The sequence below is a fragment of the Lysinibacillus sp. 1 U-2021 genome (genome assembly GCF_029916965.1).
Classification (GTDB): domain Bacteria; phylum Bacillota; class Bacilli; order Bacillales_A; family Planococcaceae; genus Lysinibacillus; species Lysinibacillus capsici.
This window is the reverse complement of the sequence record NZ_CP123966.1, coordinates 2,624,755-2,651,080: the sequence shown is the minus strand read 5'-3', so window position 1 is coordinate 2,651,080 and position 26,326 is coordinate 2,624,755. Positions and strand designations below refer to the sequence as shown.

At 39.0% G+C, this 26,326-nt stretch carries 24 protein-coding genes; 10 read left to right on the top strand and 14 right to left on the bottom strand.

Annotated elements, in window-relative coordinates; translation table 11 throughout:
- Nucleotides 1–124: 124 nt before the first annotated feature.
- Nucleotides 125–1,327, top strand: coding sequence for an MFS transporter (locus QH639_RS13685; protein WP_237900154.1), 1,203 nt, complete (start codon nucleotides 125–127; stop codon nucleotides 1,325–1,327).
- Between the two features lie 108 nt (nucleotides 1,328–1,435).
- Here the strand turns inward: QH639_RS13685 and QH639_RS13680 are convergent, their stop codons facing one another.
- The 8 genes from QH639_RS13680 to QH639_RS13645 all read right to left on the bottom strand — a co-directional run bounded on the left by QH639_RS13680 (nucleotide 1,436) and on the right by QH639_RS13645 (nucleotide 10,268).
- Complete coding sequence (locus tag QH639_RS13680; RefSeq protein WP_131519725.1) at nucleotides 1,436–2,671, bottom strand: Zn-dependent hydrolase; 1,236 nt, start codon at nucleotides 2,669–2,671, stop codon at nucleotides 1,436–1,438.
- A 169-nt stretch (nucleotides 2,672–2,840) separates the two neighbouring features.
- On the bottom strand, nucleotides 2,841–3,299 hold the full coding sequence (locus tag QH639_RS13675) for a nucleoside deaminase (protein WP_054550759.1): 459 nt from the start codon (nucleotides 3,297–3,299) through the stop codon (nucleotides 2,841–2,843).
- Nucleotides 3,300–3,312: 13 nt separating this feature from the next.
- Nucleotides 3,313–4,263: a carbamate kinase gene (arcC, locus tag QH639_RS13670; RefSeq protein WP_048389956.1), complete on the bottom strand. Its 951-nt coding sequence runs from the start codon at nucleotides 4,261–4,263 to the stop codon at nucleotides 3,313–3,315.
- A gap of 2 nt (nucleotides 4,264–4,265) precedes the next feature.
- Entirely contained in the window at nucleotides 4,266–5,744 is a 1,479-nt protein-coding gene (locus tag QH639_RS13665) for a cytosine permease (protein ID WP_281114673.1), read from the bottom strand.
- 31 nt (nucleotides 5,745–5,775) lie between these two features.
- On the bottom strand, nucleotides 5,776–7,203 hold the full coding sequence (locus tag QH639_RS13660) for a YlbE family protein (RefSeq protein ID WP_281114672.1): 1,428 nt from the start codon (nucleotides 7,201–7,203) through the stop codon (nucleotides 5,776–5,778).
- Nucleotides 7,196–8,749 (bottom strand): acyl-CoA synthetase FdrA, encoded by a 1,554-nt coding sequence (gene fdrA / locus QH639_RS13655; protein ID WP_281116201.1) that lies wholly within the window; start codon nucleotides 8,747–8,749, stop codon nucleotides 7,196–7,198. Before fdrA ends, QH639_RS13660 begins: the two co-directional genes overlap by 8 nt.
- Nucleotides 8,750–8,751: 2 nt before the next feature.
- A complete protein-coding gene (locus QH639_RS13650) occupies nucleotides 8,752–9,627 on the bottom strand; it encodes an oxamate carbamoyltransferase subunit AllH family protein (protein ID WP_131519721.1) in 876 nt (291 codons plus the stop codon).
- 32 nt (nucleotides 9,628–9,659) lie between these two features.
- Entirely contained in the window at nucleotides 9,660–10,268 is a 609-nt protein-coding gene (locus QH639_RS13645; RefSeq protein ID WP_081011059.1) for an ankyrin repeat domain-containing protein, read from the bottom strand.
- Between the two features lie 214 nt (nucleotides 10,269–10,482).
- Here QH639_RS13645 and QH639_RS13640 point away from each other — a divergent pair, with 214 nt between their 5' ends.
- The 4 genes from QH639_RS13640 to QH639_RS13625 all read left to right on the top strand — a co-directional run bounded on the left by QH639_RS13640 (nucleotide 10,483) and on the right by QH639_RS13625 (nucleotide 15,852).
- Nucleotides 10,483–12,201 carry a PucR family transcriptional regulator gene (locus tag QH639_RS13640; protein WP_281114671.1) on the top strand — a complete coding sequence of 573 codons (1,719 nt, stop codon included), beginning with the start codon at nucleotides 10,483–10,485 and terminating at the stop codon, nucleotides 12,199–12,201.
- 131 nt (nucleotides 12,202–12,332) lie between these two features.
- On the top strand, nucleotides 12,333–14,090 hold the full coding sequence (locus tag QH639_RS13635) for an ABC transporter ATP-binding protein (RefSeq protein ID WP_237900148.1): 1,758 nt from the start codon (nucleotides 12,333–12,335) through the stop codon (nucleotides 14,088–14,090).
- Nucleotides 14,091–14,104: 14 nt separating this feature from the next.
- On the top strand, nucleotides 14,105–14,782 hold the full coding sequence (locus QH639_RS13630; protein ID WP_237900145.1) for a response regulator transcription factor: 678 nt from the start codon (nucleotides 14,105–14,107) through the stop codon (nucleotides 14,780–14,782).
- Nucleotides 14,779–15,852: a sensor histidine kinase gene (locus QH639_RS13625; protein WP_281114670.1), complete on the top strand. Its 1,074-nt coding sequence runs from the start codon at nucleotides 14,779–14,781 to the stop codon at nucleotides 15,850–15,852. The genes QH639_RS13630 and QH639_RS13625 overlap by 4 nt, the downstream gene beginning before the upstream one ends.
- 24 nt (nucleotides 15,853–15,876) lie before the next feature.
- Here the strand turns inward: QH639_RS13625 and QH639_RS13620 are convergent, their stop codons facing one another.
- A complete protein-coding gene (locus tag QH639_RS13620; RefSeq protein ID WP_054550751.1) occupies nucleotides 15,877–16,464 on the bottom strand; it encodes an NAD(P)H-dependent oxidoreductase in 588 nt (195 codons plus the stop codon).
- Nucleotides 16,465–16,585: 121 nt separating this feature from the next.
- Here QH639_RS13620 and QH639_RS13615 point away from each other — a divergent pair, with 121 nt between their 5' ends.
- Both QH639_RS13615 and QH639_RS13610 read left to right on the top strand, forming a co-directional pair.
- The gene (locus QH639_RS13615) at nucleotides 16,586–17,023 is read left to right on the top strand and encodes a MarR family winged helix-turn-helix transcriptional regulator (protein ID WP_131519717.1); all 438 of its coding nucleotides are present in this window, start codon (nucleotides 16,586–16,588) and stop codon (nucleotides 17,021–17,023) included.
- 524 nt (nucleotides 17,024–17,547) lie between these two features.
- Entirely contained in the window at nucleotides 17,548–18,354 is an 807-nt protein-coding gene (locus QH639_RS13610; RefSeq protein WP_131519716.1) for a YqcI/YcgG family protein, read from the top strand.
- On the opposite strand, the gene QH639_RS13605 is transcribed toward QH639_RS13610, so the two are convergent.
- Both QH639_RS13605 and QH639_RS13600 read right to left on the bottom strand, forming a co-directional pair.
- Nucleotides 18,301–19,614, bottom strand: a complete 1,314-nt coding sequence (locus QH639_RS13605; protein WP_131519715.1) for an amino acid permease — start codon at nucleotides 19,612–19,614, stop codon at nucleotides 18,301–18,303. The two genes, QH639_RS13610 and QH639_RS13605, sit on opposite strands and share 54 nt — an antisense overlap.
- Before the next feature lie 17 nt (nucleotides 19,615–19,631).
- Entirely contained in the window at nucleotides 19,632–20,567 is a 936-nt protein-coding gene (locus QH639_RS13600; protein ID WP_131519714.1) for an arginine deiminase family protein, read from the bottom strand.
- 187 nt (nucleotides 20,568–20,754) lie between these two features.
- On the opposite strand from QH639_RS13600, the gene QH639_RS13595 reads away from it, so the two are divergent.
- Entirely contained in the window at nucleotides 20,755–20,883 is a 129-nt protein-coding gene (locus QH639_RS13595; RefSeq protein WP_227744828.1) for an NUDIX domain-containing protein, read from the top strand.
- Between the two features lie 281 nt (nucleotides 20,884–21,164).
- On the opposite strand, the gene splB is transcribed toward QH639_RS13595, so the two are convergent.
- Both splB and QH639_RS13585 read right to left on the bottom strand, forming a co-directional pair.
- Nucleotides 21,165–22,193, bottom strand: coding sequence for a spore photoproduct lyase (gene splB, locus QH639_RS13590; protein ID WP_131519713.1), 1,029 nt, complete (start codon nucleotides 22,191–22,193; stop codon nucleotides 21,165–21,167).
- Between the two features lie 12 nt (nucleotides 22,194–22,205).
- On the bottom strand, nucleotides 22,206–22,394 hold the full coding sequence (locus QH639_RS13585; RefSeq protein WP_281116200.1) for a transcriptional regulator SplA domain-containing protein: 189 nt from the start codon (nucleotides 22,392–22,394) through the stop codon (nucleotides 22,206–22,208).
- Nucleotides 22,395–22,607: 213 nt separating this feature from the next.
- Between QH639_RS13585 and QH639_RS13580 the strand changes: the two genes are divergently transcribed.
- Complete coding sequence (locus QH639_RS13580) at nucleotides 22,608–23,996, top strand: TldD/PmbA family protein (protein ID WP_237900139.1); 1,389 nt, start codon at nucleotides 22,608–22,610, stop codon at nucleotides 23,994–23,996.
- 3 nt (nucleotides 23,997–23,999) lie between these two features.
- The gene (locus tag QH639_RS13575; RefSeq protein WP_281114669.1) at nucleotides 24,000–25,343 is read left to right on the top strand and encodes a TldD/PmbA family protein; all 1,344 of its coding nucleotides are present in this window, start codon (nucleotides 24,000–24,002) and stop codon (nucleotides 25,341–25,343) included.
- A 130-nt stretch (nucleotides 25,344–25,473) separates the two neighbouring features.
- On the opposite strand, the gene QH639_RS13570 is transcribed toward QH639_RS13575, so the two are convergent.
- On the bottom strand, nucleotides 25,474–26,319 hold the full coding sequence (locus QH639_RS13570) for a GNAT family N-acetyltransferase (RefSeq protein ID WP_281114668.1): 846 nt from the start codon (nucleotides 26,317–26,319) through the stop codon (nucleotides 25,474–25,476).
- Between the last annotated feature and the right edge of the window lie 7 nt (nucleotides 26,320–26,326).

Here is a 26,326-nt window from a genome sequence, read left to right as displayed (position 1 = left end):
TCACGCCCTATCATAGTTTCTAACTATCATTGTAATAGTAATAATAGTATTGTTCAATCATTCTAATTCAGATAGACTTCAATTTAGGCTTACTATTTATTTGATAGGACGGAGAGGAAAGACAATGAATATAAAACACAAAATTGTACCAATTATTGCCATTATTTTAGCTTCTTTTAATTTACGGCCTGTCATTACTTCGGTGTCCCCCTTATTAGGAACTATTCGCCAGACTTTACATATGAGCGCAGCTACTGCTAGTTTGCTAACTTCTTTAGCTGTGCTATGTATGGGCTTATTTGCACCTTTCGCAATCAAACTAGCTAATCGTTGGAGCATCGAGCGAACTATCGCTTACGCTCTTATTCTTATTGGATTAGCAACAGCTACCAGATATTTTGCTAATACTGCCTGGATCATGCTAGTAACAGCCTTGTTATCAGGCATTGGCATTGCCATCGTAGGACCACTGTTATCGGGCTATATTAAGGAGAAATTTGCGAACCCTTCCCGTGTAGTTGGGATTTACTCGCTAGCACTTGTAGTAGGAGCTGCACTTGGCTCTGGGCTTTCTATTCCATTAAGCAATTTTTTTCATTCATGGCAAGTTTCTTCTGCCTCCTGGGCTATTCTTGCTTTACTCGCTTTATTCTTTTGGTGGAAGCCAATCGAACAAAAAGCAGTTACTGCTTCAGTCACAGATTTACCTAGTAAGAGCAACAGTGTGAAGCAAATGTTAATGAATCAAAAGGCTTGGCTTTTAACAGGCTTTTTTGGGTTAATGGCCTTCATGTTTTATACCATCATGGCTTGGTTACCTCCCATCGCAGAAAATTTAGGCTATAGCAAACACGACGCTGGAATGATGCTGACACTATTAACAATTGCCCAAATGCCAGCTACATTTTTAGTGCCTATATTAAATAACCGTTTTCAGCATCGAGCCGTATGGCTAGTAGGTAGTTCATCATTAGAATTAATTGGTTTATTGATGCTACTGTTTTCTTATAATCCTTGGCTGAGCAGTATTCTGATTGGCCTTGGTGCAGGTGGGCTTTTCTCATTAGGGCTAACATTACCAATTGATGAGGCCAAAGATATTCACGAGGCTAGCTTCTTAGCTGCTATGACACAATCAGTTGGCTTTGTATTTGCTGCATTGGGCCCCTTCTTTGTCGGTCTTGTTCGAGATTTCACAGGCAATTTTACAACTGCTATTATTGGCATGATCATCATCGTCCTTGTGATGATTCTGATTCAACTAAAAATTGGAAACCAAAAGCAACCGCAAATGCATCATATTCACATGAAAAAGACGACTTTCTAACAAGGAAGGTCGTCTTTTAATGATGGAATCGATTTTGTGCATTTGTTGTATTGCCTTCACGGGATGACACTGGACATACATGTAGCGTCTTCAACTGATGATTGCTAATTAGCTGACTGAAGCATATCTTAGCACAACTGCCTCTAAAACATCGATTCCTATTAATATATCTTCAAGCTCCGTATGTTCATCTGGATGGTGACTTAAACCATCCACCGAAGGAATAAAAATAAGGCCAACTGGTCCGAGCCTTGTCATATTCATAGAATCGTGACCTGCTCCACTTTGCATATATTGATAGGATAGTTTCTTCTCTACACAAATTGTTTCTAAATCTTGCATTAGCTTTGGAGAAAGCAGGACAGGATCCTCTGAGCTAATGACATTGTATGCAATCGCAAGCTGCCTCTTTTGTTGAACGTTTGCAATAACCGTATAAAAATGCTGAAGCACACGTTCTCTCGATTCCACAGAGGATGATCGGATATCTACAGTTAACTCCACTTCACCTGGAACTACGTTCATCGAGCCTGCCACAACCTCTAGTATTCCAACAGTTGCCACAGTGCCAAACTCCTGCTCTGCTATCGCCGCTTTTTCTAATTCTAATGCCAATTCGGAGGCTCCTAAAAGAGCGTCCTTTCTCATATTCATTGGAGTCGTGCCTGAATGGGACGCTTTTCCATTTAACTTCATTAATAAGCGAACTGGTGCTGCTACCCCTGTGACAATACCAATTTTCTTTTCATAGTTAATTAGCAGTGGTCCCTGTTCAATATGCAATTCGAAAAAGGCATGGAATCCTTCCTCTACTCTTGTCGCTTGATCAACACTACTAAAATCAAGTCCACAATGAGCAAAAGCCTGCTCCATCGTCATACCATCTCGATCGACTAAATGGCGATATTTTTCTTTATCAATTAATCCTGCCATTGCTTTACTGCCTACTGTTGACACACCAAATCTTGAAGACTCCTCACAGGCAAAGGCGATAATTTCAATTGGATGCTCTGTCACAATAGATCGCTCGTTTAATCGCTTGATGACCTCTAGGGCAGCGGTTACCCCTACAACGCCATCATATTTACCGCCTTGATAGACAGTATCTAAATGAGATCCCATGACAACAGGCTGCAATCCTGGCACACTGCCTTCTCTTCGAGCAATAAGATTTCCACAATGGTCAATATGAATTTGAAGATTTTCATCTTTACATAAACGAATAAAGGCATGTAAACAAGCCTGTTCTTCATTCGTATAGGCAACTCTCGTAATCCCTTTTTCGCCTGAATTATATTGATTCATTTTATCTAGTAATTGTTGATAACGTTCTTTATAGATCATGTAAACAGCTCCTTTTGAAGAATTACGAAGATGAAAATCAGACCAAATGTACGCTTGTATAGTATCTATTTTACACCTTTTTGGTTGAAAATTAGAAAAGGGATTCTCCATAACGAGATCCCTACTCTAATTCACTGGAAAGACTTAAGCAGTATATGACTGCTCTAATCTATTTACTATTAGCCATTTTGTCATTGAAATGATGGAACAATGCATCACATTCTTCAGTCGTTTCAATTTTTTGCATGTTCAGGACACTTTTATCTTTACCCGTTAAGTAATCACGTAGATGCATATCAGAGAAGCCATGTACATGAGCATCTTCTGCTGTATTACAATAATGAACTTCTTTAATACCCGACCAAATAATAGCGCCCACACACATTGGACATGGTTCGCAAGTAGCGTAGATGACACAATCGGATAAATCCATTGTGCCAAGCTTTTTAGAGGCTTCACGAATGGCTACTATTTCTGCATGTGCAGTGATGTCTGTATCACGCATCATTGTATTGCCAACAACAGCGATGATTTCATCACCTCTTACAATGGTTGCACCAAATGGTCCACCAATATTTTGATCGATGCCTTCTTTTGTTTTGTCAACAGCTAGTTGAATATAATCCATACCGTGTTTCCTCCTAGTTAATAATATGAGTACCAGCCTGATTATTGATCGCTTCTTTCAGGCTTTCAGGGTTTGTAATAATTACTCGATGACCACCATTTTCTAAGAAGCTTAAGCTTGCTTCGATTTTTGGTAGCATACTTCCTGGCGGGAACTGATTATCTTGAACATGCTGCTTTGTTTCCTCAACAGTAATTTCTTCAAGTGCTTGTTGTTCAGGTTTTCCAAAGTTAATAAACACACGCGGAACACCCGTTGTAATAATTAATGAATCCGCATTTACTTGTGCCGCTAATAGACTTGTTGCAAAGTCTTTGTCAATGACTGCATCTACACCCTCATAAACATTGTTTTCTTTTTTCACAACTGGAATTCCACCACCGCCTACAGCGATCACGACATAATCATTATCAATTAATGATTTAATCGCCTCTTTTTCAACGATATCGATTGGTTTTGGTGAAGGCACAACGCGACGGTAGCCACGGCCAGAATCCTCTACCATTTTCCAATCTGGATGCTCTACTAGCATCGCCTCCGCTTGCTCCTTTGTAAAGAATGAACCAACTGGCTTTGTAGGGTTAATAAAGTTGGGATCATGTTCATTGATTTCAACTTGTGTAATCACACTGACTACCTTTTTATTAATTTGACGTTTAGTCAGTTCGTTAATTAATGCTTGTTGAATTAAATAGCCAATTCCACCTTGTGTGTCAGCCACACAGTTTACTAACGGAATTGCTGGCATGCCTGATACTTCATTAGCAATTTCACTTCTTTGTAAAGTGAAACCAACTTGTGGACCATTGCCGTGTGTGACAACCACTTTATAACCTTCCTGAATCATATCCGCGATATGCTCGACAGTTTGAGCAACTGCCTCTTGCTGACTTTGAATAGATTCACTTCCACTATCTTTTACCAACGAGTTACCGCCGATTGCTACAATTACTAATTTATTCACAACTACACCCCTACTTCTTTTTCTACACTATTTTGAACATTTTGCTGATTAAATTTATATAACAGCGTATATAAAATGAATGACACAATCAGTCCGCTAAAGAAAGCAAAGTTATTTAGCTGTACTAAAAACGGCACACTTTTCAGGAAAGCACCTGACATTGGTAAGAGGAAGCTTATTAATAGAACGATACATGCTACGATGTTATAGCCAGATTTATAAGCTCCATTATGACCTTCTTCCACATACATCATAGATAAATCTAAACGTCTTTTACGCTCGATAAAGAAGCTAGACAACATAATACCTGCAATCGGTCCAAACATAGAGCCTATAAAACTATAAAAGAAAAATAACGTTTCTGTACTCGATACTAGTTTCCAAGGCAAAATGACTGTGCCAATAATCGCTGTTAAAATACCTGCTGTTTTGACCGTAAATACTTTAGGGAATAAAGTTGTCATTTGTAATCCAGATGGTAATAAATTACCAAAAACTACAAAAGCTGTTGCGCCTACATTTAAAGCTAAAATTAATACAATTACTGAAAAGGGATTTTGAATTTTATCAATAGCATCTACAATATTAAAAATTGGTTGCCCAAAAGCAATTTCTGTCCCTGCTATTAAACTAATACAAGTAATCGCAAATAATAGATATGAGCCGATCATACCGATGGATAAGCCATAGATCATTGCTTTTGGCGATTTAGCTCTATGCGTAAAATCTGCAATATTTACAATTGGACCAGCCCAGTTAGACACCAATGCGCTAACACATGCAATAAGGACCAATGGACTTTCCATCGTTGTAGAAGGCTTATATGCTAAAATTGGTCCAATTCCTCCAGCAATATTAATTGCCCAAATCGCTGCGCCAATAATGAAAATATAAACAATCGGTGATGAGTATTTACCGAAGACTGTTAGCATATCCATGCCACCTAAAAAAAGTAAAACTGTAATTACCCATAAAATAATATAAGAAATCATAGTCGGAACATCTAAGCCAAAAATAGTGAAGTCTCCACCAATAGACATATAGTTCGGAATGAATCTTGCAAATAATACATTAAGGGATTGAGCGCCCACAACGGTCGTCGTACCAAAGAATACAACCCCAGCAATCAACCCTCGACATAACGCTGGAATAATAGAGCCTTTTACTCCAAATGAATCTCTTAGTAATATGGCAAACGGAATGCCATATTTAGAGGCGGAATATCCATTTAAGCAATAGCCTGCTGAGACGATTACTGCTGAAAGCATAATGGCTAAGAAAACTTGATTAACTGATAATCCTAAGACAAAAAACCCTGCAACCGTCATATAAGACATAATATTGTGAACTGCGCCCATCCACACGGTAATGTAGTTAAAGATTCCCCAGTCTCTTTCCTGAGGACCTTTTGGTAAAAGTTCTTCCGAATAGCCAAGTGCTCTATAATCTTGATTGGACTGTTCAATTTTTGCGTGTTCCATAGAAAGCTCCTCCTACTTATAGGAAGTGGGCTTAAGCCCACTTCTCACTAATTGTAATTAATGCTTTTTCAAAAGCTTCCATTGGAGGATTTGTGATACCAGCACCAATCATACCGATTCCAGCCTCTTTATGTGCGATAGCTGTATTAATAATTGGAAGAATACCTGATTGGATGACTTTGCGAATATCAATACCAGTAGGAATTCCCATGAAGTTTAATAATGGAATGGTAATATTTTGGTTTTCTGTCGTCGTAATTTCTTTCATTTTACGAGAATAACCAATTGCTTCATCCACTGTTCCACCTACTAAAGCAACGATTGCTGGTGCAGTAGCCATTGCGAAACCACCAATACCGTAAGTTTCTGTAATAGCACTATCCCCTATATCAAGACCTGAATCCTCTGGTTTGTAGCCAGCAAACATCGGTCCGATTACTTTTTGTGCTGGGCCAGTAAACCATGTATTACCTGGCATGCCACTAATACGAACACCAAATTCTACACCGTTACGTGCCATTGTTGTCACGACAGTACTATATTCGATTCCATGTGCAGCATCTAATGCACATTTACAGCATGCCATCCATGTAGGACCTGAAAAATAATCACTACTTGCCACGAAATCAAATACTGCTCGCTTCTGTTCAACAGGATAATCTGTTTCTAAGATATATGGTGTCAATGCTTGAATTAATAAGCTTGTACCTGCATTATTACGGTTATGACATTCGTCACCCATGTGGAGCGCTTGTGCAAGCATTAATCGTAGATCGATGCCGTCTTTATTTAATTTCATTGCATCACGTAAAATTGGTCCTAACACATCACGCATCCATATTAATCGCTCGACAACGCTGTCATCGTTGGCACCCATACGCAAGATTTTTGCCATTTGCTCACTTAAATTTGTATAGGCGATATTGCCATACGTTTTATTTTCAACGATGTGCATAAACATCGAGGCAGATGTTACCCCAGCCATTGAACCAACGGCATTATGCTCATGACAAGGTGAGAATGTGATTTCTCCTGAAGCCGCTACCACTGCTGCTTCTTCTAAGTCTTTTGCTAATCCTTCGAATACAAGTGCACCCATAACAGCGCCTTGCATTGGGCCATTCATGTTTTCCCACGTAATGGGTGGTCCTGCGTGTAAAATTGTTTTTTTCGTCATGCCAGGCACAACATTGATGGCTTGATCAAAACCAATCAGCACGGGTTGAGAGTTCACGATTTTTTCCACTGCAAGACGGTTTGCTGCTTCAATTTTTTCAGCAAGTTCTGCTTTATCGATTCTGTTTAATGCTGCAATAATTTCTGGCTTACCTCCACCTGGTGGTGACCACTCTAGATGTGTAGCACTTGCATTTTGTGCTAAAATATCATCCTTAAAAAGTTCAATACCTACGTTAATGACGTTAATTTTACTTGTAAAAAGTTCATTAATCTTACTCATGATTTTCTCCTTTCAACACCATTTCTCTAGCAAGTAATCCAGCATTTGTACTACTGCTTGCATGTGTAACACCTGCATCAATTAATTTTTTCACTTGCTCATCTATGTTTGGCGTATCTAAGTCTGTTCCAAGGACATACCCAATGATCTCTAAATGTCTACCTTCTTTTTCAGCAAATTGTTTAGCTTCAATGATGGCTGGAAGCATAACACCTACTGGGTCTTCATGAGAGCCAAAGCCTAATACGAAGTCCATCACAATGACACCAACTGTCGGATCTTTTGCTTCTTGTAAGAAGCGCTCAATGCGAGAAGACGGATCGATCATTGGATGTGGTTTACCATTTGTAAAATCATCATCACCGAAGTCAATGAATGTATGTTCCTGACTCACATTGATATCTTTCAATAAGAAATCAGGATTTTTCTGGATGTTACTGTAAACGTTATCGATTTTTTCCATTGCTAGATACATAGATTCATCACAAAGCGTACCGCCACAGAATAACCCACGAATGTATTTTTGTTCTGGTGCTAATTTTGCACGGACCTCTTCAACTAATGGAATGTTAAGTGCACGTTTGTTAATGCCTGCTTCATCAATACCTGCTAGTAAGACTGCTTTTAATGCTGCTTCTTTCGATGTTTTAGCAAATTGTCCACCAGCTGCCACTACCGCCTCTTCATTACCACCGATAAAGTAAACCACTACTGGTTTGCTGCATTCTTTGATTTGTGCGAGCACCTTTTTCTCAATACTTGCTTCAGGTGGCTTCGATACTAGAACGATCACTTTTGTCGCTTCATCCGCATCTAGTGCTTTAATGCCATCAAGCATCATAATGCCGCCTACTTCTTTACTTAAATCTCTTCCGCCAGTACCGATCAGTTGTGTGATTCCACCACCGAAGTCATGAATACGAACACTTACCTCTTGGCTACCTGTACCAGATGCTGCTATGATACCGATATTGCCTTTTCTCACAGCGTTGGCAAAGCAAAGACCTGTATTACCAATAATGGCCGTACCACAGTCTGGCCCCATCATTAATAGACCTTTTTCATGTGCTAAAGTTTTTAATTCTACTTCATCTTCAACGCTTACATTATCACTGAACAGCATCACGTGTAGATCATTTTCAAGTGCTTTGCGTGCTTCGCGAACGGCAAATGCCCCATTGACAGAAATGACCGCAAAGTTTGCATCAGGAATTCCTTGTGCAGCTGAATCAATCGTTGCATATTTAATATCACTTTTTGCTTGTGCTTTATCTTTATTTGTTAGTAATTCTTCCACTGCTAGGTAAGCGCTTTCTGTTTGATCCGCATTAGCAGTTTTAACAATAATCATTAAGTCCCCTGCTGTTGCCTCCTCCACTTCTGGCGTCATCAAACCAACGTTACGAATGACTCCTTTGTTCATCTCCGTACCCATACCAATAATTGCTTGCTCGACGCCTTCAATTTGATTCGCTTTTGTAGATAGTGACATCAATGACACTGAATCAAAATATGTGTTGCGCTTAATTACGACTTTAATACTCATCATTATCCTCCTAATTTTATATTGGCTTCTAAGCCACTTATCAGCCCTAAGGCAATATCTGTTCCTGAGGAGGAGCCAATAGCAAGCACCTTTCTCAGAGCCTCAATGGATTCCACTTCTGTGCCATATAAAATGGCGTGTATGAATGAACAGATGGACTCCCTTACTTGTCCATATGCTGCCTTCTTCAATGTTGTAAAGCTAATCTCATTGGTCAAAGGCTGAATCACTTTGATGACGCTTTCACACAAAGGTTTATACATAGAACACGGGCTATTTTGTAAGTGAATGATAGCAAATAAGCCTACTAAAAAATCATCCCCTGATGGTGTTAGCCCTGGCCCCAAGCCTACTAAATCAGCTGCATATGCCTGAAAACGATCCAAACGTTGATTCAATATTTCCTCATAAAGTAAAGTTGTGCGCTGCTGTAATAATCTAGATGTCTCTGCTTCAAATTCACTGACGGGAGAATCATTACGTTTTATGCCGCCGCCTTTCCCATGTAAATCAATGAATTGTTTAACACGAATCATATTCATTTTTAAGCGTGTACAATTTGCTGGATAAATAGGTAGCTGACATTGCCAACGAGAGGCGGTAGGGATCGCTATTATTAATTTTTCTTCTATTAATAGTTGATTATGGCGAACCGATACCCTGTCATGTTGCTGAATGCCCAGGTGATCCAATGTATCAAGATCAATGACAAGTGTATTGGGTGCCCGATCCATTGCCTTCGTAGCAAGTGTAAAAATTTCATCATTACCATCACTCCGTATATTTAAGGCATGTTTAAACACGCTGTGAACCGTTCCCGTAAACGTCTCCACTATTTGCTGCAGGAAATAATCATCACCCAATTTGGCATGTATCATATGTACACCCTCTTTATGTCGTAGGAGTACTACTATTTCGCTCCTGCTTCTAGTAGAATTTTTTCAATTTCAGTAAATCCTTTTTCTTTAGCCATTGTTAATGGTGTCACACCATATTGATCCACTAATTGTGTATCTGCTCCATGTTCTACTAATAGACGAACTATTTCTTGTTGCTTTTCTCCCCCATCATTGAGAAGAATGGCTTCAATCAATGGTGTCCATCCACAAATATTTGTATGGTTGACATTGATGTCTGTAGTCGTTACAAGTTCACGAACTACCTCAACAAAGCCCTTCTCACTTGCTGGATGAATCCCTACACCGCCAAAGCGTGTTAAACGCTCTAAATCTGTGTTTGCTTGTAGCATTATTTTCACAAGCTCTAACTTTCCATTTATACATCCATACAAAAATGGGTTTAAACAAATTTGATCTTGAAGGTCAATATCTGCCCCTTCCTGAATTAAAAATTTTACTGTTTCTAATTGATCATTCATCGCAGCAAGTAAAATTGCTGTACGTTTGCGCTTATTTTGAGAATTAATATCCACACCTTGTTGTAAATAACCTTTCAGAGCGTTATTATCACCTGCTTCAGCTGCAGTTAAAAATTCTGAGACCACATTCATATCTACCAATTTCATTCCTCCATTTCTCTGACCTATTGTTCATTTCAACTAAAAAGAAATAAACCGCGAGAATGTTACTACTTTCACATTTCCGTCTTACAAGCTTTATTTTATTCTCTTATGCCGTAGATATCATTGTTTAGCAAAACCAAAAAGAATGTAGATCATTTAGGCAATATGTACAATGTTTTGTGATAAGATTATGGCGAAGGAGTGAAATCATTTGCTAACAATTAAAGATATATTAGAGATAAAGGCACTTGAAGGAATTAAAATTGTTGCTGGAGAGCAAGGAATTCACAATGAAATTGCACTTGTGAACATTATCGAAAATCCCGATGCATTTGATTGGCTGACACCGAATGAATTACTGTTAACGACTGGTTACATCTTCCAAGATGACGAAGCCTTACAAAATAAAATTATCCAAGAAATCTCTAAAATCAATTGTGCAGGCCTTGTTATTAAAATGAGACGCTATTTACAAAAGACGCCTCAAAACATGATCGATATTGCCAATCAGCATGGATTGCCGTTATTAGAGTTACCTTATAATTACACCCTTTCCAAGGTCATCTCGATTATCAATGAAAAGGCATCTGGCCGTTATGATCTATTAAATAGAAAATCTTTGGACATGCACAATACGCTATTTAAGGTGGCGCTTGAAGGAGGAGGCATCGAATCTATTTCCTCTAAGTTAGCTGAAACAATTAATAACCCGATTATTTTTTTAGATAATGACTGGAATTTACTGCATTATACAGATCTTGATACGAATCCTGTACCCCTTGCCTATGGCATTAATTTAAAGAAGAATCGTCCAACATTTTCAAAGGATTTTATAAATACCATTCCGAATGATCTCAATGAAATGCAAAAATCCATTACACGAATCTATCAATTAGAAGATCTAGCCGTAAAATGTAGAATTCTTCCTGTTGCAGTAGCCAACTATATTTATGGCTATATTGTCATTTGGCAAACTGTACGGGATCTGAATGAGTTTGATTTCATCGTTTTAGAGCAAGCCTCCACGATTGTGGCACTAGAAAGGATAAAACAGAAGGAAATTGAGGTTGTACGTCTAAAGATTAAACAAGAGTTTTTTGATGATTTATTGACTGGAAAAATCACTTCGCTTGAAACGCTACAAACACTATGCGATCTCCACGGCTTAAAGATCAACCATAAATATTATTGCATCGTCATCTCTATTAGCCATGAAAATTTGCAAAATCAGCATGATTTAATTTCTAGAAAATACGAAACCGATAATATTGCAAAAAAATGTATGAATTTAATTTATGAGCACTCTAGCACAATTAATGGGGAAATTACATGCCTTTATCGCAACAATCAAATCATTATATTAGTTGGACAGCAAGACAACAAACAAGATTTCACGATCAATGAAACAAAGCAATACGCAGAAAACATTCTCCAATTATTAGTACAGCAACATACGCAAAGCTCTTTCTTAATGGGAATTGGCAAAGAATATAAACATATACGTTTTGTCCATAAAAGCTTTGCAGAGGCACATGAAGCTCTCCGTCTTATGCACCGCTTCGAAGAGCGTGGGGCAGTGGCTCATTATGCAGATCACTCCATTTATCATTTTTTAGATTCGAATATTAATGAAGTGCAGCTAAAGGACTTTTTCTTAGAAAGCTTGGGTTCTGTCTTTGAGCATGATCTATTACATGGGACAAGCTATCTACTTACATTAGAAAATTACTTTATTAATCATATGAATCTAAGTGAAACAGCCAAGGAAATGTTTATCCATCGCAATACGTTAATTTATCGGATTGAAAAGATTAAAGAAATTTTAAAAACCGATTTAAAAAGCTATGAGGAGCTGTTACAAATCCAGCTAGCCTTAAGAATCTATCGCTTGCTTGGTAAGTCTTTATACCACGATGAATTTGCAGACTAGTATCAAAAGGTGGTGATCGCATCACCTTTTTTGATGACCATTCATTTCATATTCAGTTCATAAACGCATGCTATAGTAAAGCCATAGAAACGAAATACATTGTTTTCAGACAATGAAGGAGGCTTATTTCTTTGCAAGAAACATCAAATGATATGTCTAAACAAAAAGATTGGCGCCGTTTTATACAGTTAGTAAAACGTGCCGAACCACCGATATGGCTACTTGTCATCGCTTTAGTGATGAGTTTAGCAACGACAGGTGTAGGGTTTATTGTTCCATTATTTACAAAACAATTAGTGGATGGCTTTTCGTTAGAATCGCTTAATTATTGGCAAATTATTGTACTAGGTATTGCCTTTATCGCACAGGCTATTGCCAGTGGATTATCCATCTATTATTTAAATCGAGTTGGACATCATGTTGTGGCAAAATTACGTGACCAGCTATGGAGAAAGCTATTGCATTTACCAATCCCCTATTATGATGAACATGATACTGGTGAAACATTGAGCCGTGTTACGAATGACACGGCGGTTGTGAAAGAGCTGATAACAGAGCATTTAGCAAACTGTTTATCTGGCGTTATCTCCATAATAGGTTCTATTATCATTCTTCTATTTTTAGATTGGAAAATGACATTAGTCATGCTGATCGCCGTACCACTGGCAATGGTGATCTTAATGTTGCTAGGGCGACGCATGTTTGTGATTTCAAAAGGGATGCAAGATGAAACAGCGAAATTTACGTCAGTATTAAATCAAGTATTACCTGAAACACGCCTAGTCAAGGCTTCAAACGCTGAGCAAATTGAATATGAGCGTGGAAAAAAGGGCATTACGAATCTCTTTACATTCGGCTTAAAAGAAGCAAAAATCCATGCGCTGATCTCCCCGCTGATTTCATTCGTTCTGATGTCTGTGCTTGTAGCTATTATCGGCTATGGTGGTGTCCGTGTTTCCTCTGGAGAGCTGACGGCTGGCGATATGGTGGCATTTATTTTATATTTAATCCAAATCATTATGCCAATGACGCAATTAACGATGTTCTTTACCCAGCTCCAAAAAGCCATGGGTGCTACAGAACGAATTAGTGCATTGCTTGAATATGAGGAAGAACATATTGATGAAGGCTTAACAGTAGAAAAAGTAGATCAACCCATTTATGTTAAAAATGTTGATTTTTCTTATGGTGAGGAGCCCATTTTATCCAATATTAATTTCACAATTGAGCCAGGCAAAGTAACAGCCATCGTTGGACCAAGTGGTGGTGGTAAAACAACCACATTTTCACTGCTAGAACGATATTATCAGCCAACGAACGGCAGTATCACACTAGGAGATATACCAATCGAAACTTTCTCACTCCACTCTTGGCGCAGTCAAATCGGCTATGTAGCGCAGGAAAGTGCCCTGCTCTCAGGCACAATTCGAGAAAACATTTGCTATGGTATAGACCGTGAAGTACAAGATGATGAGCTAGAAAAAGTGGCTAAAATGGCCTATGCAGATCAATTTATTAACGAGCTTCCAGACAAGTTCGATACTGAAGTTGGAGAACGAGGCATCAAGCTTTCAGGAGGACAACGTCAGCGTATCTCTATCGCAAGAGCGCTCTTACGTAATCCGCAAATATTAATGCTGGATGAGGCAACATCAAGCTTAGATAGTAAATCAGAAATTTATGTACAAAAAGCATTAGACAACTTAATGCAAGGACGCACAACACTAGTCATTGCGCACCGTTTATCGACAGTGGTAGATGCCGATCAAATATTGTTTATGGAGAAAGGGCATATTACAGGCTGTGGTACACACGAAACACTCTTTGAAACACATGCTATGTATCGTGAGTTTGCCATGCAGCAATTACGCATTAAAGATGTTGAATAAAGGGGTTTGTTGAGATGACAAAACTATTAGTCGTGGATGATGATGCACATATTCGCGAATTGGTAAAAGTGTTTCTGCAAAACGAGGGCTTAGAAGTGATAGAGGCTATCGATGGAATAGACGCATTGTCTAAATTAGACAATGAAAAAGTCGATATGGTCGTGATGGATATTATGATGCCCAACATGGATGGCTGGGCATTATGTGAGGAAATACGTTCATTCAATATAGATCTACCAATCCTTATGCTAACAGCTAAAGGAGAAACCTCTCAAAAAATCAAGGGCTTTCATTTAGGGACAGATGATTACCTAGTGAAGCCATTCGAGCCTGCAGAGCTAATCGTACGAGTTAAGTCTATTTTAAAAAGATATCGTATTTCTCTTTCTCAAGTTGTAGAGGCTGGTCATGTCAAATTAAATCGCCATACACATGAAGTGGAAATGAACGGCGAGACGATTCTACTTCGTTTGAAGGAGTTCGAGCTATTATTTACACTTGCAAGCTATATTGGTAAAACCTTTTCCCGTGAACAATTAATCGAAGAAATCTGGGGCTACGACTATGAGGGAGATGAACGAACAGTTGATGTCCATATCAAAAGAATACGAGAACGCTTTCCACAGGAGACGAGTGGCTTTGTCATTCGCACCATTCGGGGCCTTGGTTACCGCTTGGAACTAGGCACATGAGAAAACGAAGATTCTTGTTAAGATTAGCGATGGTCTTTTGCCTGTTTCTGATTGCAAACACCGTTTTCGCTTTTATCTCCTATCATGTAACTTCATGGCTGTTTGGACGGTTAGGAACTGAGCCTCATGGATTTTGGCTACAACTAGCAACAGTGATTGGGGTGTTTGCACTTTTTGCCTGTTCAGCTGCCATTATCTTTTTAATCGGACTAAATCGACAACGTAACTATTGGGATACGATTGTAGATGCATTAAGCCGCATGGCAAAAGGTGATTTTGATGTTCAGCTGGATTTGAGAGCAGATGAGGAGGATCAATTTGGGCAATTGATTCATGGTATTAATCATATGGCTGTTGAGCTAGGTGAACTGGAAAGAATGCGTCAGGAGTTCATTTCCAATGTCTCCCATGAAATTCAATCACCTTTAACGTCTATTAATGGCTTTGCCAAGGCTTTGAAAAATATTAACCTACCTGAAGAAAAACGTCAGCATTATTTAGCTATAATTGAATTAGAAAGTAATCGTTTATCAAAAATTAGCGACAATTTACTCAAGCTAACTTCCTTAGAATCGCAGCATCATCCATTTGAGCCTATAACTTATCGACTCGATAAACAACTACGCAATGTTGTGCTGGCACTAGAACCGAATTGGTTAGCCAAACAGATTGACTTTGATCTCGATCTTGATAACCTGAGCATCACTGCAGATGAGGATTTGATGAATCAAGTCTGGATGAATTTACTGACAAACAGTATTAAGTTTACACCTACCAATGGAACCATCTCATTATCTATGAAAAAGCAGTTCGACACGATAACCGTGATGGTCCAAGATACTGGTATTGGCATAACCGAAGAACAACAAAAGCATATTTTTGAAAGATTTTATAAGGCCGATCAATCGCGAACTGCTGGAGATGGCGGTAGCGGATTAGGGCTAGCCATTGTCAAAAAAATAATTGAGATGCATCATGGAACCATTGCTGTAGAAAGCAAAATAGCAGAATATACAAGATTTTTGATTACTGTCCCCATCGACAGTACGCCAACTCATGCAAACGACTAACCCCGTCTGCATGAGTTATTTTTTCTAGTATGCTACTTTACTAAAGTATCGATATACTTTATTTAGTTTCTGCTGTTGCTTCCCCTTTTTACTTTCCATATTACCAAACTCAAAAAACTTCACTTTTTTCATTCCAACAAATTTAAACAACGCCCTTTTCATTAAAATTTTATGTGCATTGTTCAACCATAAAAATGGATAATTGGTTGGCCCCTTCATCGTGGACACACAGACTACAGATTTCCCTTTTAAAAGACCCTCTGGAAATAACCCCTTTGTATCTCGATAAGCAAAATTTGCTGCAAATAATTGGTCGATATATCCTAACAGCATGGCTGGAGGTCTCCCCCACCAGATCGGATAAACAAATACAATTTGATCTGCCCAAGAGAGCTGTTGGCGGTATTTTTCCATTTTCGGATCCCGATACATATCACGACGTCGTTTATGTTCATGGAAAATTAAGCGTGGATCGAACTCTTCTTCATATAAATCTAGTATCTGAATCTCCTCGATGGTAGGATTCTCTCGACACCCCTTTATCACTTCTTGTAAAAAAGCATAATTTAAACTTTTATGGTTGGGATATGTATAAACAATTAACGTTTTCATTGTGCGCCTCCTCATTACTTATCATTTGATAATAAAATAATAGTTCAGTTCATTTTAGTTGTCAAATGATAATTGTTTTAGGACAAGTTATTTGTTATCTTGACAGTATGAGGTGATCCCATTGAATAAAAGCGCTTTATTTCATCAGTTTGTAGCTTTTACAGCCACAATCCATCAAGTGACACATGATCTCACACAAAATGTTACCGCTGCGAATATCACACCGCTACAATATAAAATTCTTGAATATATTAAAGTAAGCCAACCTGTCACACCAACCGAAATCAGTGAATGTCAGCATATGTCCTTACCCAACACAAGCCGTGAACTTCGGAAATTGCAGGAACGGCAGCTAATCGAAAAATTTAACGACACAGTCGACCGCAGAAAACAGTATGTCCGTTTATCCAAAGAGGGTGAAAAAATGATGGAGGAGGCATTTGCCTGTATCGAAGAACGCTTTTTACAGCTTATTCAACACGCAACCCAGGATGATCTAAAGGACATCCAACATGCTCTAACCATTTTAGAGGAAAAGGTTTTACAGCAAAACGGCTAAGACCATGCTGCTTTTCGGGTGTGGTGATCGCTACTATTGGAGAAGCAGGAGGCGAGATCTTTTTTGACTGAAATTGCTCTTGCTTTGGTTTGAAGTGATCATTTTTTTCAAAACCGATCTTTTCTTTGCTCGAAGTGATTATTTTTTGTTCAAAACCGCTCTTTCCTTTGCTCTAAGTGATCACTTTTCAATCGCTACCGCTCTTTCTTTGGTTTAAAGTGCTCGCTTCTGATTCAAAGCCGCTCTTTTATTGGCTTGAAGCACTCTCTTTTCATGCAAAGCCGCTCTTTCCCTGGTTCGAAGCGCTCTCTTTTACTTCAAATTGCTCATCTCCTTGCTCGAAGTGATCACTTCTAAATCAAAACTGCTCATTCTTCTTTATGGAATGATTCATCTTACACGCAAAAAGGTTAGCCGTAATTTGACTTGAATCATTAAAAATCTTTAGTGTCACGCACCACAGATTCGTAACCACTTTGTCTTTTCTTTAATAGTATAAAGGTGAGTAGAAGGAGGAGTCTCAAGTGGAAGTAGTAGTGTTTGATCGGGAGTGGATTGAAGAACAGTTTGATACACTTCCATTATGGCAACGGTCAGCCTATACAGATTTTGCTGCCACGATTGCGGATGAAGCAAATACGTTTCCGTGTATACCAGCAAGAATGGGCTTTTTATCAAACCATTTGCGATATAGTTTTGTCGGGGATCCACGGGAAGAGCAATCGATTAAAATGTTAGCACAATGCTTAAAGGACTATACGAAAGCATCACGAACTTTCGGGAAGTATACAACTCTTACTGTGTTCTTTCATACCCCTCACGATATGCAAGATAGCTTTGAGGTAGCAGATTATCAGCAGTTATTTTGGTCCATATTAAATAATTTAACCAATTTGGATGAGATGAATTGGCCTGAAGGAATACCAATGGAGCCTACTCAGCATGAATGGGAGTTTTGCTTTCATGGTGAACCCTATTTTATCTCTTGTGCAACACCAGCCCATAAATTGCGAAAAAGTCGTCATTTTTCCACTTTATTAATGGCCATTCAACCCCGTTGGATATTCGATGATATAAACGACACCACAGCCTTTGGGCGAAAAATCAAAAAGCTCATTCGTCAGCGGATTGCAGACTACGACACAGTCCCAGGACATCCAGATTTGAAATGGTATGGGCAAGAAGATAGTTATGAATGGAAGCAGTACTTCTTAAGTGATGATAACCATAGTCCATCCAAATGTCCTTTTTTAAGGATGTCTCAGGAAAACGGTTCATTACGTAATGTTTTTTTGCCTTTTCACAACAATCCAGGTCGCCACACTGATTAAGGCTATAAAGAGCAGGCTCACATAAAAACCGAGTCTGCTTGTTTTTTCACCTAAAGTTCCAGATACCGTCACAGCAATGAGCAACATCCCCATAGCATTCTTTACATGCCCCCACTTAGTTAACTCCATGAGCTTCCAGTAGGTCACTAAAATAAAAAGCCAATTATAGATCAACATTAAACCCGCCGCTGTAATCAAATATTCAAAGATTTTTTCTGGCATCAAAAAACCAATTACAATCGTCATTACTAGCCCACTCGTTAAAAATAAAAAGGCTGGAAAAGGAACTTTCATTTTTCCTTTCTTTGCAAGGACTGCCGGTGCATCATGATCCTCTGCAAGTGTAGTGAGAATGGTGATCACCGCGTAAAGCGAGGCCACCATCGTTGAAAAACCAGCAATGATTAGCACACCATTAAAGATATCTGCCACAAAAGGGATATGGTGTCCTTGAAGCGCTGTAATAAAAGGACTTTCATCAATCGAAAAGTCTTTCCACGAAACGAGTACTAATGCAAGGGCGATGGCCATGATAAAAATAACGGTAATCACGATCAGCATAATTCTCCCCGCTTTTTGCGCCTCTTTTGGATTTTTCAAATCGATGACCATTAAACCCATCACTTCAATTCCTCCGTAGGCATAAAAGGCATAAAGTAATCCGAGCCAAATACCTTTTAGTCCTTGTGAAAAAAATGCTTCATAATTAGTCTGAAGAGAAGCCATTGTAGTAGATGGTGTACCTCTCATGATGATGACCACTGCTACAATAATGAACATAATGATGGCAGCTGCCTTTAAGGCACCGAAGATATTTTGGAAATTTTCAAAGCCCTTCATGCCTGTGAGAATAACGACTAAACCAATAGCAGCATAAATCGATGCAGCAATCCACAGGGGCAGCACCGGAAACCAAAATTTCGTAAAAATGCCGAGCGCCATCAGCTGGCTTCCCATGATTAATAGCTCAGAAATCAAGTACACCCAGCCATTGCTAAATCCTGCCCAGCGTCCAAAGGCTTGCTTGGCATAGGTACGAAAAGAGCCTTTATCTGGATTTTCCACAGACATTTTAACAAGTGCATCATACACGATATACGTACAAATGGCCGCTAATAAAAAAGGAATCAATACCGCAGGCCCACTTTTATGAATGGCCATACTTGTCCCAAGAAAAAAGCCCGTTCCCAAAGTACAACCGATTCCAAGAAGCGAAAGCTGCCACCAGGCCATACTTCCTTTAGCTGATTTTGAAGTCATTTGTTCTCAACCCTTCGTTACGTTCTTACCAATGGCAATGTCATACATCGAATGCCACCACCGCCTTTTTCAAGCTCAGTGACATCAACTTCAAGCAAGTTTTTATTCTTCAGCAGTGGATGCGCCAATAATTGTTGTTGTGTTGCCTGCTTGCTTATCAACAGTGTTTCAGGATTCAGGTTAATAAAGTTGATGTCTGGAATGGTCTTATACGAGTTCAGCCAGTAAACATCCAAACCATGACGCTTTAAAAATGACTCTAGCATATCAAAACGACTGCTTTGAGCTGTTAACACCTGAATAGGAAAATGGCGTACAAAGCTTTTAGCAACAACCAGATTTGCGTTTACAACATTACAATTCATATCTAAATGCAGCGTATCATTGCTTTTCGGTAAATCAATTATGGCAATTTCAGAAAACCCCTCTTGAAAAATGCCTTCCTTTAAGCCTTCGATAGCTTCTATCGATGTTCTCATTCCAAGATTAATAAGCACAGCATCTTTATTTAAAATTAACAAATCTCCACATTCGAAGGAATGAAGCGGCTGCAAATTAGCTTTCCATTGTTGTGGTAACCATTTTTCTAATAGTGAATGTGCAAGAGGGTACTCTGGTTTTCTAAGTGAACTTCCAGCATTTCCAAGTAAAAGCCGATTCCCAATGACACAGGCTAGGTCACGCACAAAATAACGATTGAGGAGCTGCTCACTTAATAGCTGCTGATCGTGGGCTAGTTCTCTTGCATAATCAAGTACATGTACCCCTGCGTTTTCGAATGTTGTCTTTAATGCCATGAAATTATCCATAGCCTTCTGATGGTTGACCGTATCACTCCAACCAACCTGCTCTGCTATTGTTAAATCCGTTACATCTACGAGTGAAGGTGCACAAAGCATCACTACTTTCAGTTCGCCATATTCTGACCAACAATTTAGTTGAAATGAATCCATTCAAGTATTCTCTCCTTCTTCACAACAATCTCTGTTAGCGTTACCATTGACTTTCAGATTATACAAGGACCATAATTAAGAAGAATTTACCAATTAGAATCATTTAGAGAAAGGGGTGTCATTATGGAATACTATAAATTTTTAAGACAGTATGTAGGACACCAACCCATTATTTTTACCTGGTTCGGTGGTTCTCATTCTTAGTACTGAAAACGAAATATTACTACAAAAAAGAGATGATGGTGGTTGGGGGCTTCCTGAAGGATTAATGGAATTAGGCGAGAGCTTAGAGGATACGGCCAAAAGAGAGGTATAAGAAGAGACAGGACTAGCCATCACAGATTTACAGTTACTAGGTGTTTTTTCTGGCCCGGATTGTTACCTAAAGTTTCGAATGGGGACGAATTATACGCCGTTACAGCAGTCTTCTCTACAAGAAATGTGCTTGGTAATTTAGTGATTGATTACAATGAATCAGAGACTATGCAATATTTCTCCCTTTTCCATTTGCCAAACAATTTAAAAGATCGTCGATTTATTGAACCATATATCGCACAATTAATTTAGAGAGAAAACATGCCGTTTTCTCTCTTATTGTCATGTAAAATATTCTAATTTTGCTTGAGGGAAAAACTTCTGCATATAGCCATACAAATGTTCCTTAATGTCTTCTTCTTCCTCTTTTTGATAAATATATTTACCAATTCCATATTTGCCCCATTTATATCGTCTTACCGTCTCGTCGAGCTCTAGCTTCGTCATTGGATAATTTTTTTCAATCACACGCTTTGCAGGCTTTGTAAAGCGATGTTGAATAAATTCAAAGGTGATGTCATCGCGCACATCCTTTGGCAATTCAGCGTCCAATCGCTCAAACATATGATAATAGCCCTCCTGCCAGCCATCATGAAGATAGATTGGCGCAACAATAAATCCGAGTGGGTATCCAGCTCTTGCCACTTTCCCCGCAGCCTCAATGCGCTTTTCCAATGGTGATGTACCTGGCTCAAAGTGCTTAATCACATAATCAGCATTGACACTAAAACGAAACCTTGTACGACCATTATGCTTGGCATCTAATAAATGATCCACATGATGGAATTTCGTTACAAATCGTAACTGACCTAGCTCACTTTGTCCAAAATGCTCAATGGCTCGCTTTAAGGTATGTGTAAGATGATCAATTCCTACAATATCAGAAGTACAGGATGCCTCAAAGCGAGTGATGTCAGGTGCTCGTTCAGCCATATAGTGATCGGCCTGTTCTAGGATTTCATCGACATTGACATAGGTCCTAATATAAGGTTTGCTGCCCATTGTTGTTTGTAAATAGCAATAATGACAATGCCCCATACAGCCAGTCGCAAATGGGATGGCATATTCCGCTGATGGCTTAGATGTATCAAACTTTAATGTTTTTCGAATACCCACTACTAAGGTCGATTTTGCTACCCGATACTTTTGAAAATCATTGTCTCCAGGAAGGTTTCTCACTTGATTATGGGAAGTTGTATAGCGAATTTCAATTCCCATCTGCTCAAACTTATCTTTTAGCTCCTGACCTAATGGATACTGGAGGGCATCTGGCTCAAAATAAACAAGCTGAGGGGTAAATGGCTTCATCATGTGAATCCTCCCTTAATGAAAATACTGGTGATAGGCTTGTTCAGCCGCCATCTCGCTTGCAAAAATCACCATGTCATTTGTGATTGGATAATAGGTTTCAAATAAAAATAGCGCTAGCTCCTCTGGTTTTTCTGGATGATAAACGACTGCCGCTTCCTGTATATTCGTTACATCTTGAATATGTGGATTGCGGTAAAAAATATAACAATATCACCCACATCAAATGGTTGTTGCATCTCTTCACCTTCCTCTGCCTTTCCATTAGTTTGGTGAAAGTGTACAAAAAATATGTCATAAAAAATTTAGTTGGTAATATACATACAGTCGTGCGGTTATTTCATCAGGTATCTAGGAAAATAGCATAATACAGAATTTTTTAATAATTTGGTATAATCAAGAAAAGGAGGAAGATACATGCTTAAACAATCTATTATAGAAAATGTACTTGAAGCGGCTCTTGCAACAGGCGGTGATTTTTCTGAAATCTTCATTGAAGATAAGTACACCAATGAATTCCTATTACAGAGCGAGAAAATTGAACAAAGTATTGCTGGACGTGATTTCGGTATTGGCATCCGAATTTTTTCAGGATTTCAAAGTATATATACCTATACGAATGACTTTTCAGAGGAAGGTTTACTAGCAGCGGCCAAAAGAGCAGCAATAGCGATTAAAGGTGGAGCAACAGGAACTATTCATCCACTCCAAAAAGAGATCATCACACCTATTCATCAAATCCTCCGTATGCCTAATACAGTGGAGCACACAAGTAAAATAGCTATTATGCGTCAAGCAGATTCCATAGCAAGAAATTACGATTCTCGGATTAACCAAGCCAGAGTTCGCTATTTAGACGAACAACAAAACGTTTTAATAGCTAATTCAGAAGGCAAATTTGTGGAGGATACACGTGTTCACAGTAGGCTCAGCATACAAGCAACAGCTACAGAAGGCACTGAAGTCCAAACAGGCTTTTATGGACCTGGTGCACATGCAGGCTTTGAATTTATTGAGCAACTAGATTTAAACCACTATGCAGGAGAAGCTGCACGTATTGCTGTGACGATGCTGCATGCAGATGAATGTCCAAGTGGTAAATTCCCTGTCATTATTGATAATGAATTTGGTGGTGTTATTTTCCACGAAGCTTGTGGTCATGGTTTAGAGGCCACGGCTGTTGCCAAAAACAATTCTGTTTTTGCCAATCGTATTGGTGAAAGAGTAGCTCCTGAAATTGTTACTTATATAGATGATGGCACACTTCCGAATGAATGGGGTTCTCTCAACATTGACGATGAGGGAGAACAAACAAGAAGAAATGTTTTAATTGAAAATGGCATTTTAAAGGGTTACCTAATTGACAAATTTAATGCTCGACGCATGAATGCGCAACCAACAGGCTCTTCACGTCGACAATCTTATCGATTTAATCCAACCTCTCGTATGACGAATACTTACATTGCACCGGGCACATCTACCCCAGCAGACATAATTGCCTCAACTGAGTATGGGATTTATGCAAAATATATGGGTGGGGGACAAGTTTCCCCTGCAACTGGTGATTATAATTTTGCAGTGATGGAAGCCTATATTGTCAAAGATGGCAAAATAGATCGTCCTGTGCGAGGCGCCACGCTCATTGGCAATGGTGCCAAGACATTACAACTAGTAGATCGAGTTGGGAATAATCTCGCTCATGGAGCAGGTATGTGTGGATCACTTAGTGGTAGCCTTCCTGTCAATGTCGGACAGCCGATGATTCGCGTAAGTGAAATAACAGTTGGTGGAACAAAGGGGGAATAGACTATGAGTATCACACAGTTCCAAAATAAACTTTTACAAGAAGCCGCACTGGCTGGGCTAACGGAAGCAGAAGTCTATTATGAACAGAAAACTTCTTTCCAATGCACACTGTATGAGGGTGAATTAGATAGCTATGAAACATCAGAGGATGGTGGACTTAGCCTTCGTGGTGTCTACAATGGTAAGATGGGCTATGCTTATACGGAAAAAGTAGATGAGGATTCCATTTCTTTTTTAATTGACTATGTAAAAGCCAATGCAGATGTATTAGATGAGTATGAAGACCTTTCCATTTTTGAAGGTAGCCTGGAATATGCTGAGCACTCTTTTTACAATGAAGAGCTAGCTACAGTTAGTATTCCTGAAAAAATCGAGTTCTTACGTGCTATCGAACAGAAAATCCGAGCTTACGACCCTCGCATCGTTACACTTGATTATTGTATACTACAATACTATTCGACGGAACGAACATTAGCGAATAGTAAAAAATTGTCTTTATCTCATAAAGAAAATGGCTTAATCCTTTACCTTTCGACAGTGGTCAAAGAAGGCGACGAGCTAAAAACAGGTGATTATTTAAAAACAACAAGGAATTTCCATGCACTTGATGTAGATACTATTGCCAAGAGGGTGGCTGAGGAGGCACTTGCAAACTTAGGTGAACAGTCCATCCCTTCTAGTAAATATCCAATCCTTCTTCGTCATGATGCGGCAGCCTCACTACTTAATACTTTTATGCCCATTTTTTCTGCCGAAAATGCACAAAAAAATCAATCATTATTAAAAGGAAAAGTGGGACAGCAAGTCGCTTCTAAAGGAGTCACACTTCTCAATGTTCCTTATCATCCCGATGCGTTATCTGGTGGGAACTTTGATGGAGAGGGGGTTGCGACAAAACATCAGGCCATTATTACTGAGGGGACATTACAAACACTTTTGCATAATCGGAAAACAGCTGCTAAAGATGGCTGTGAGACAACAGGTCATGCAAAAAGAGAATCCTATAAAGATACCTTGTCCATTGCGCCTCAAAACATATATATTGCACCTGGCCAAGATACACAGGACACATTAATCTCCTCTTTATCAGAAGGAGTACTTGTAACCAATTTATCCGGACTTCATTCTGGTACAAATAGTATTTCAGGCGACTTCTCTGTTGCTGCACAAGGGTTTCATATTCAAGATGGCAAACTTGCATCACCCGTGAGGCAAATGACCATTGCGGGTAATTTCTTTAGTTTGCTTAAAAATATAGAAGCTATTAGCTCTGATCTTTACTTTTTACCAAGTGGTCATGGTTCCCCATCAATCATTGTAAAAGAACTTGCTGTAACCGTTGAATAATCATAGAAAAGCGAGCCTCCAATAAATGGAGGCTCGCTCATTAATTAAAAATTCCTCATCATGTTAGGTTTGATCAAATAGCTTCACATAACTATGCTTTGCTGGATAATTATAAGATGAAAAGCCTGGCTTATAGTTGCTTTGTCATCTGTACCTGCTCTGTTGTCACCTTTAATCCATGCTTTAACAAATAGCTCGTTGCTGGATTGCTCGCTAAGAAATTCACTGTCGTCAAAAGGACTTTATGTGTTGTAATACTTGCTAAAAACTGTGTTATTAACTCTACATTACTTTCCTCTAGTATTACCATTTGATAAAGTAGAATACGCTCCACCTCACCATATTCATTCCACAATGTTTTGTATAGCATATAGCCAAGTGGTTCATTGTTATTATTATAAAACACCTTTGCTTCCCCATGCTTCACGCTCTGCCAGTTACACTGCCAAGGAACATTTTCCCGATAGAAAGATAGATGTGCTAGCTGCTCTGGGCGAATGGTCGCAATATGAAGGGCTACTGTAGATGTTACCTTTGCTTCATACTCGCCGCTTAAAAATAATAATTGATTGGCAACCACATAGCCATATTTTTCATATAAGGCAACGGCTACCTGATTTTCCTTAATGGCTTCTAACGTACCCAATTCTACATTTTCTCGCTTATAGATAGCTAGGGTTTCCTCCATTAATAGGCGCGAGACACCCTTACCACGATATGCTGGAGAAATACCAGTCCCACCATTCCAAGCTGTTTTTTGGCCATCGATGGTACGAAAGCCATTCATCACAATGGCAATCGGTTCCTCTTGATCAAAAACGACAATAGAATGCTCAGGAGATAACCCCTCCCCCACTAGTCGCTGTAAAAACATTTCTGCTGTCATATTAATTTCAATAAAATAACCTTCAAAGCCTTTGTTCCATGCTTTCAATACTTCATCTAATGTACATTGTGCAACTGTTTTAATCTTCATACAATCC

Coding starts and splice junctions, on each gene's coding strand:
- fdrA (WP_281116201.1), bottom strand. CDS start 8,749: ATGAGTATTAAAGTCGTAATTAAGCGCAACACATATTTTGATTCAGTG.
- QH639_RS13665 (WP_281114673.1), bottom strand. CDS start 5,744: ATGGAACACGCAAAAATTGAACAGTCCAATCAAGATTATAGAGCACTT.
- QH639_RS13675 (WP_054550759.1), bottom strand. CDS start 3,299: ATGGATTATATTCAACTAGCTGTTGACAAAACAAAAGAAGGCATCGAT.
- QH639_RS13630 (WP_237900145.1), top strand. CDS start 14,105: ATGACAAAACTATTAGTCGTGGATGATGATGCACATATTCGCGAATTG.
- QH639_RS13575 (WP_281114669.1), top strand. CDS start 24,000: ATGAGTATCACACAGTTCCAAAATAAACTTTTACAAGAAGCCGCACTG.
- QH639_RS13650 (WP_131519721.1), bottom strand. CDS start 9,627: ATGATACATGCCAAATTGGGTGATGATTATTTCCTGCAGCAAATAGTG.
- QH639_RS13625 (WP_281114670.1), top strand. CDS start 14,779: ATGAGAAAACGAAGATTCTTGTTAAGATTAGCGATGGTCTTTTGCCTG.
- QH639_RS13580 (WP_237900139.1), top strand. CDS start 22,608: ATGCTTAAACAATCTATTATAGAAAATGTACTTGAAGCGGCTCTTGCA.
- QH639_RS13600 (WP_131519714.1), bottom strand. CDS start 20,567: ATGGATTCATTTCAACTAAATTGTTGGTCAGAATATGGCGAACTGAAA.
- QH639_RS13605 (WP_131519715.1), bottom strand. CDS start 19,614: ATGACTTCAAAATCAGCTAAAGGAAGTATGGCCTGGTGGCAGCTTTCG.
- QH639_RS13680 (WP_131519725.1), bottom strand. CDS start 2,671: ATGATCTATAAAGAACGTTATCAACAATTACTAGATAAAATGAATCAA.
- QH639_RS13685 (WP_237900154.1), top strand. CDS start 125: ATGAATATAAAACACAAAATTGTACCAATTATTGCCATTATTTTAGCT.
- QH639_RS13570 (WP_281114668.1), bottom strand. CDS start 26,319: ATGAAGATTAAAACAGTTGCACAATGTACATTAGATGAAGTATTGAAA.
- QH639_RS13620 (WP_054550751.1), bottom strand. CDS start 16,464: ATGAAAACGTTAATTGTTTATACATATCCCAACCATAAAAGTTTAAAT.
- splB (WP_131519713.1), bottom strand. CDS start 22,193: ATGATGAAGCCATTTACCCCTCAGCTTGTTTATTTTGAGCCAGATGCC.
- QH639_RS13660 (WP_281114672.1), bottom strand. CDS start 7,203: ATGAGTAAGATTAATGAACTTTTTACAAGTAAAATTAACGTCATTAAC.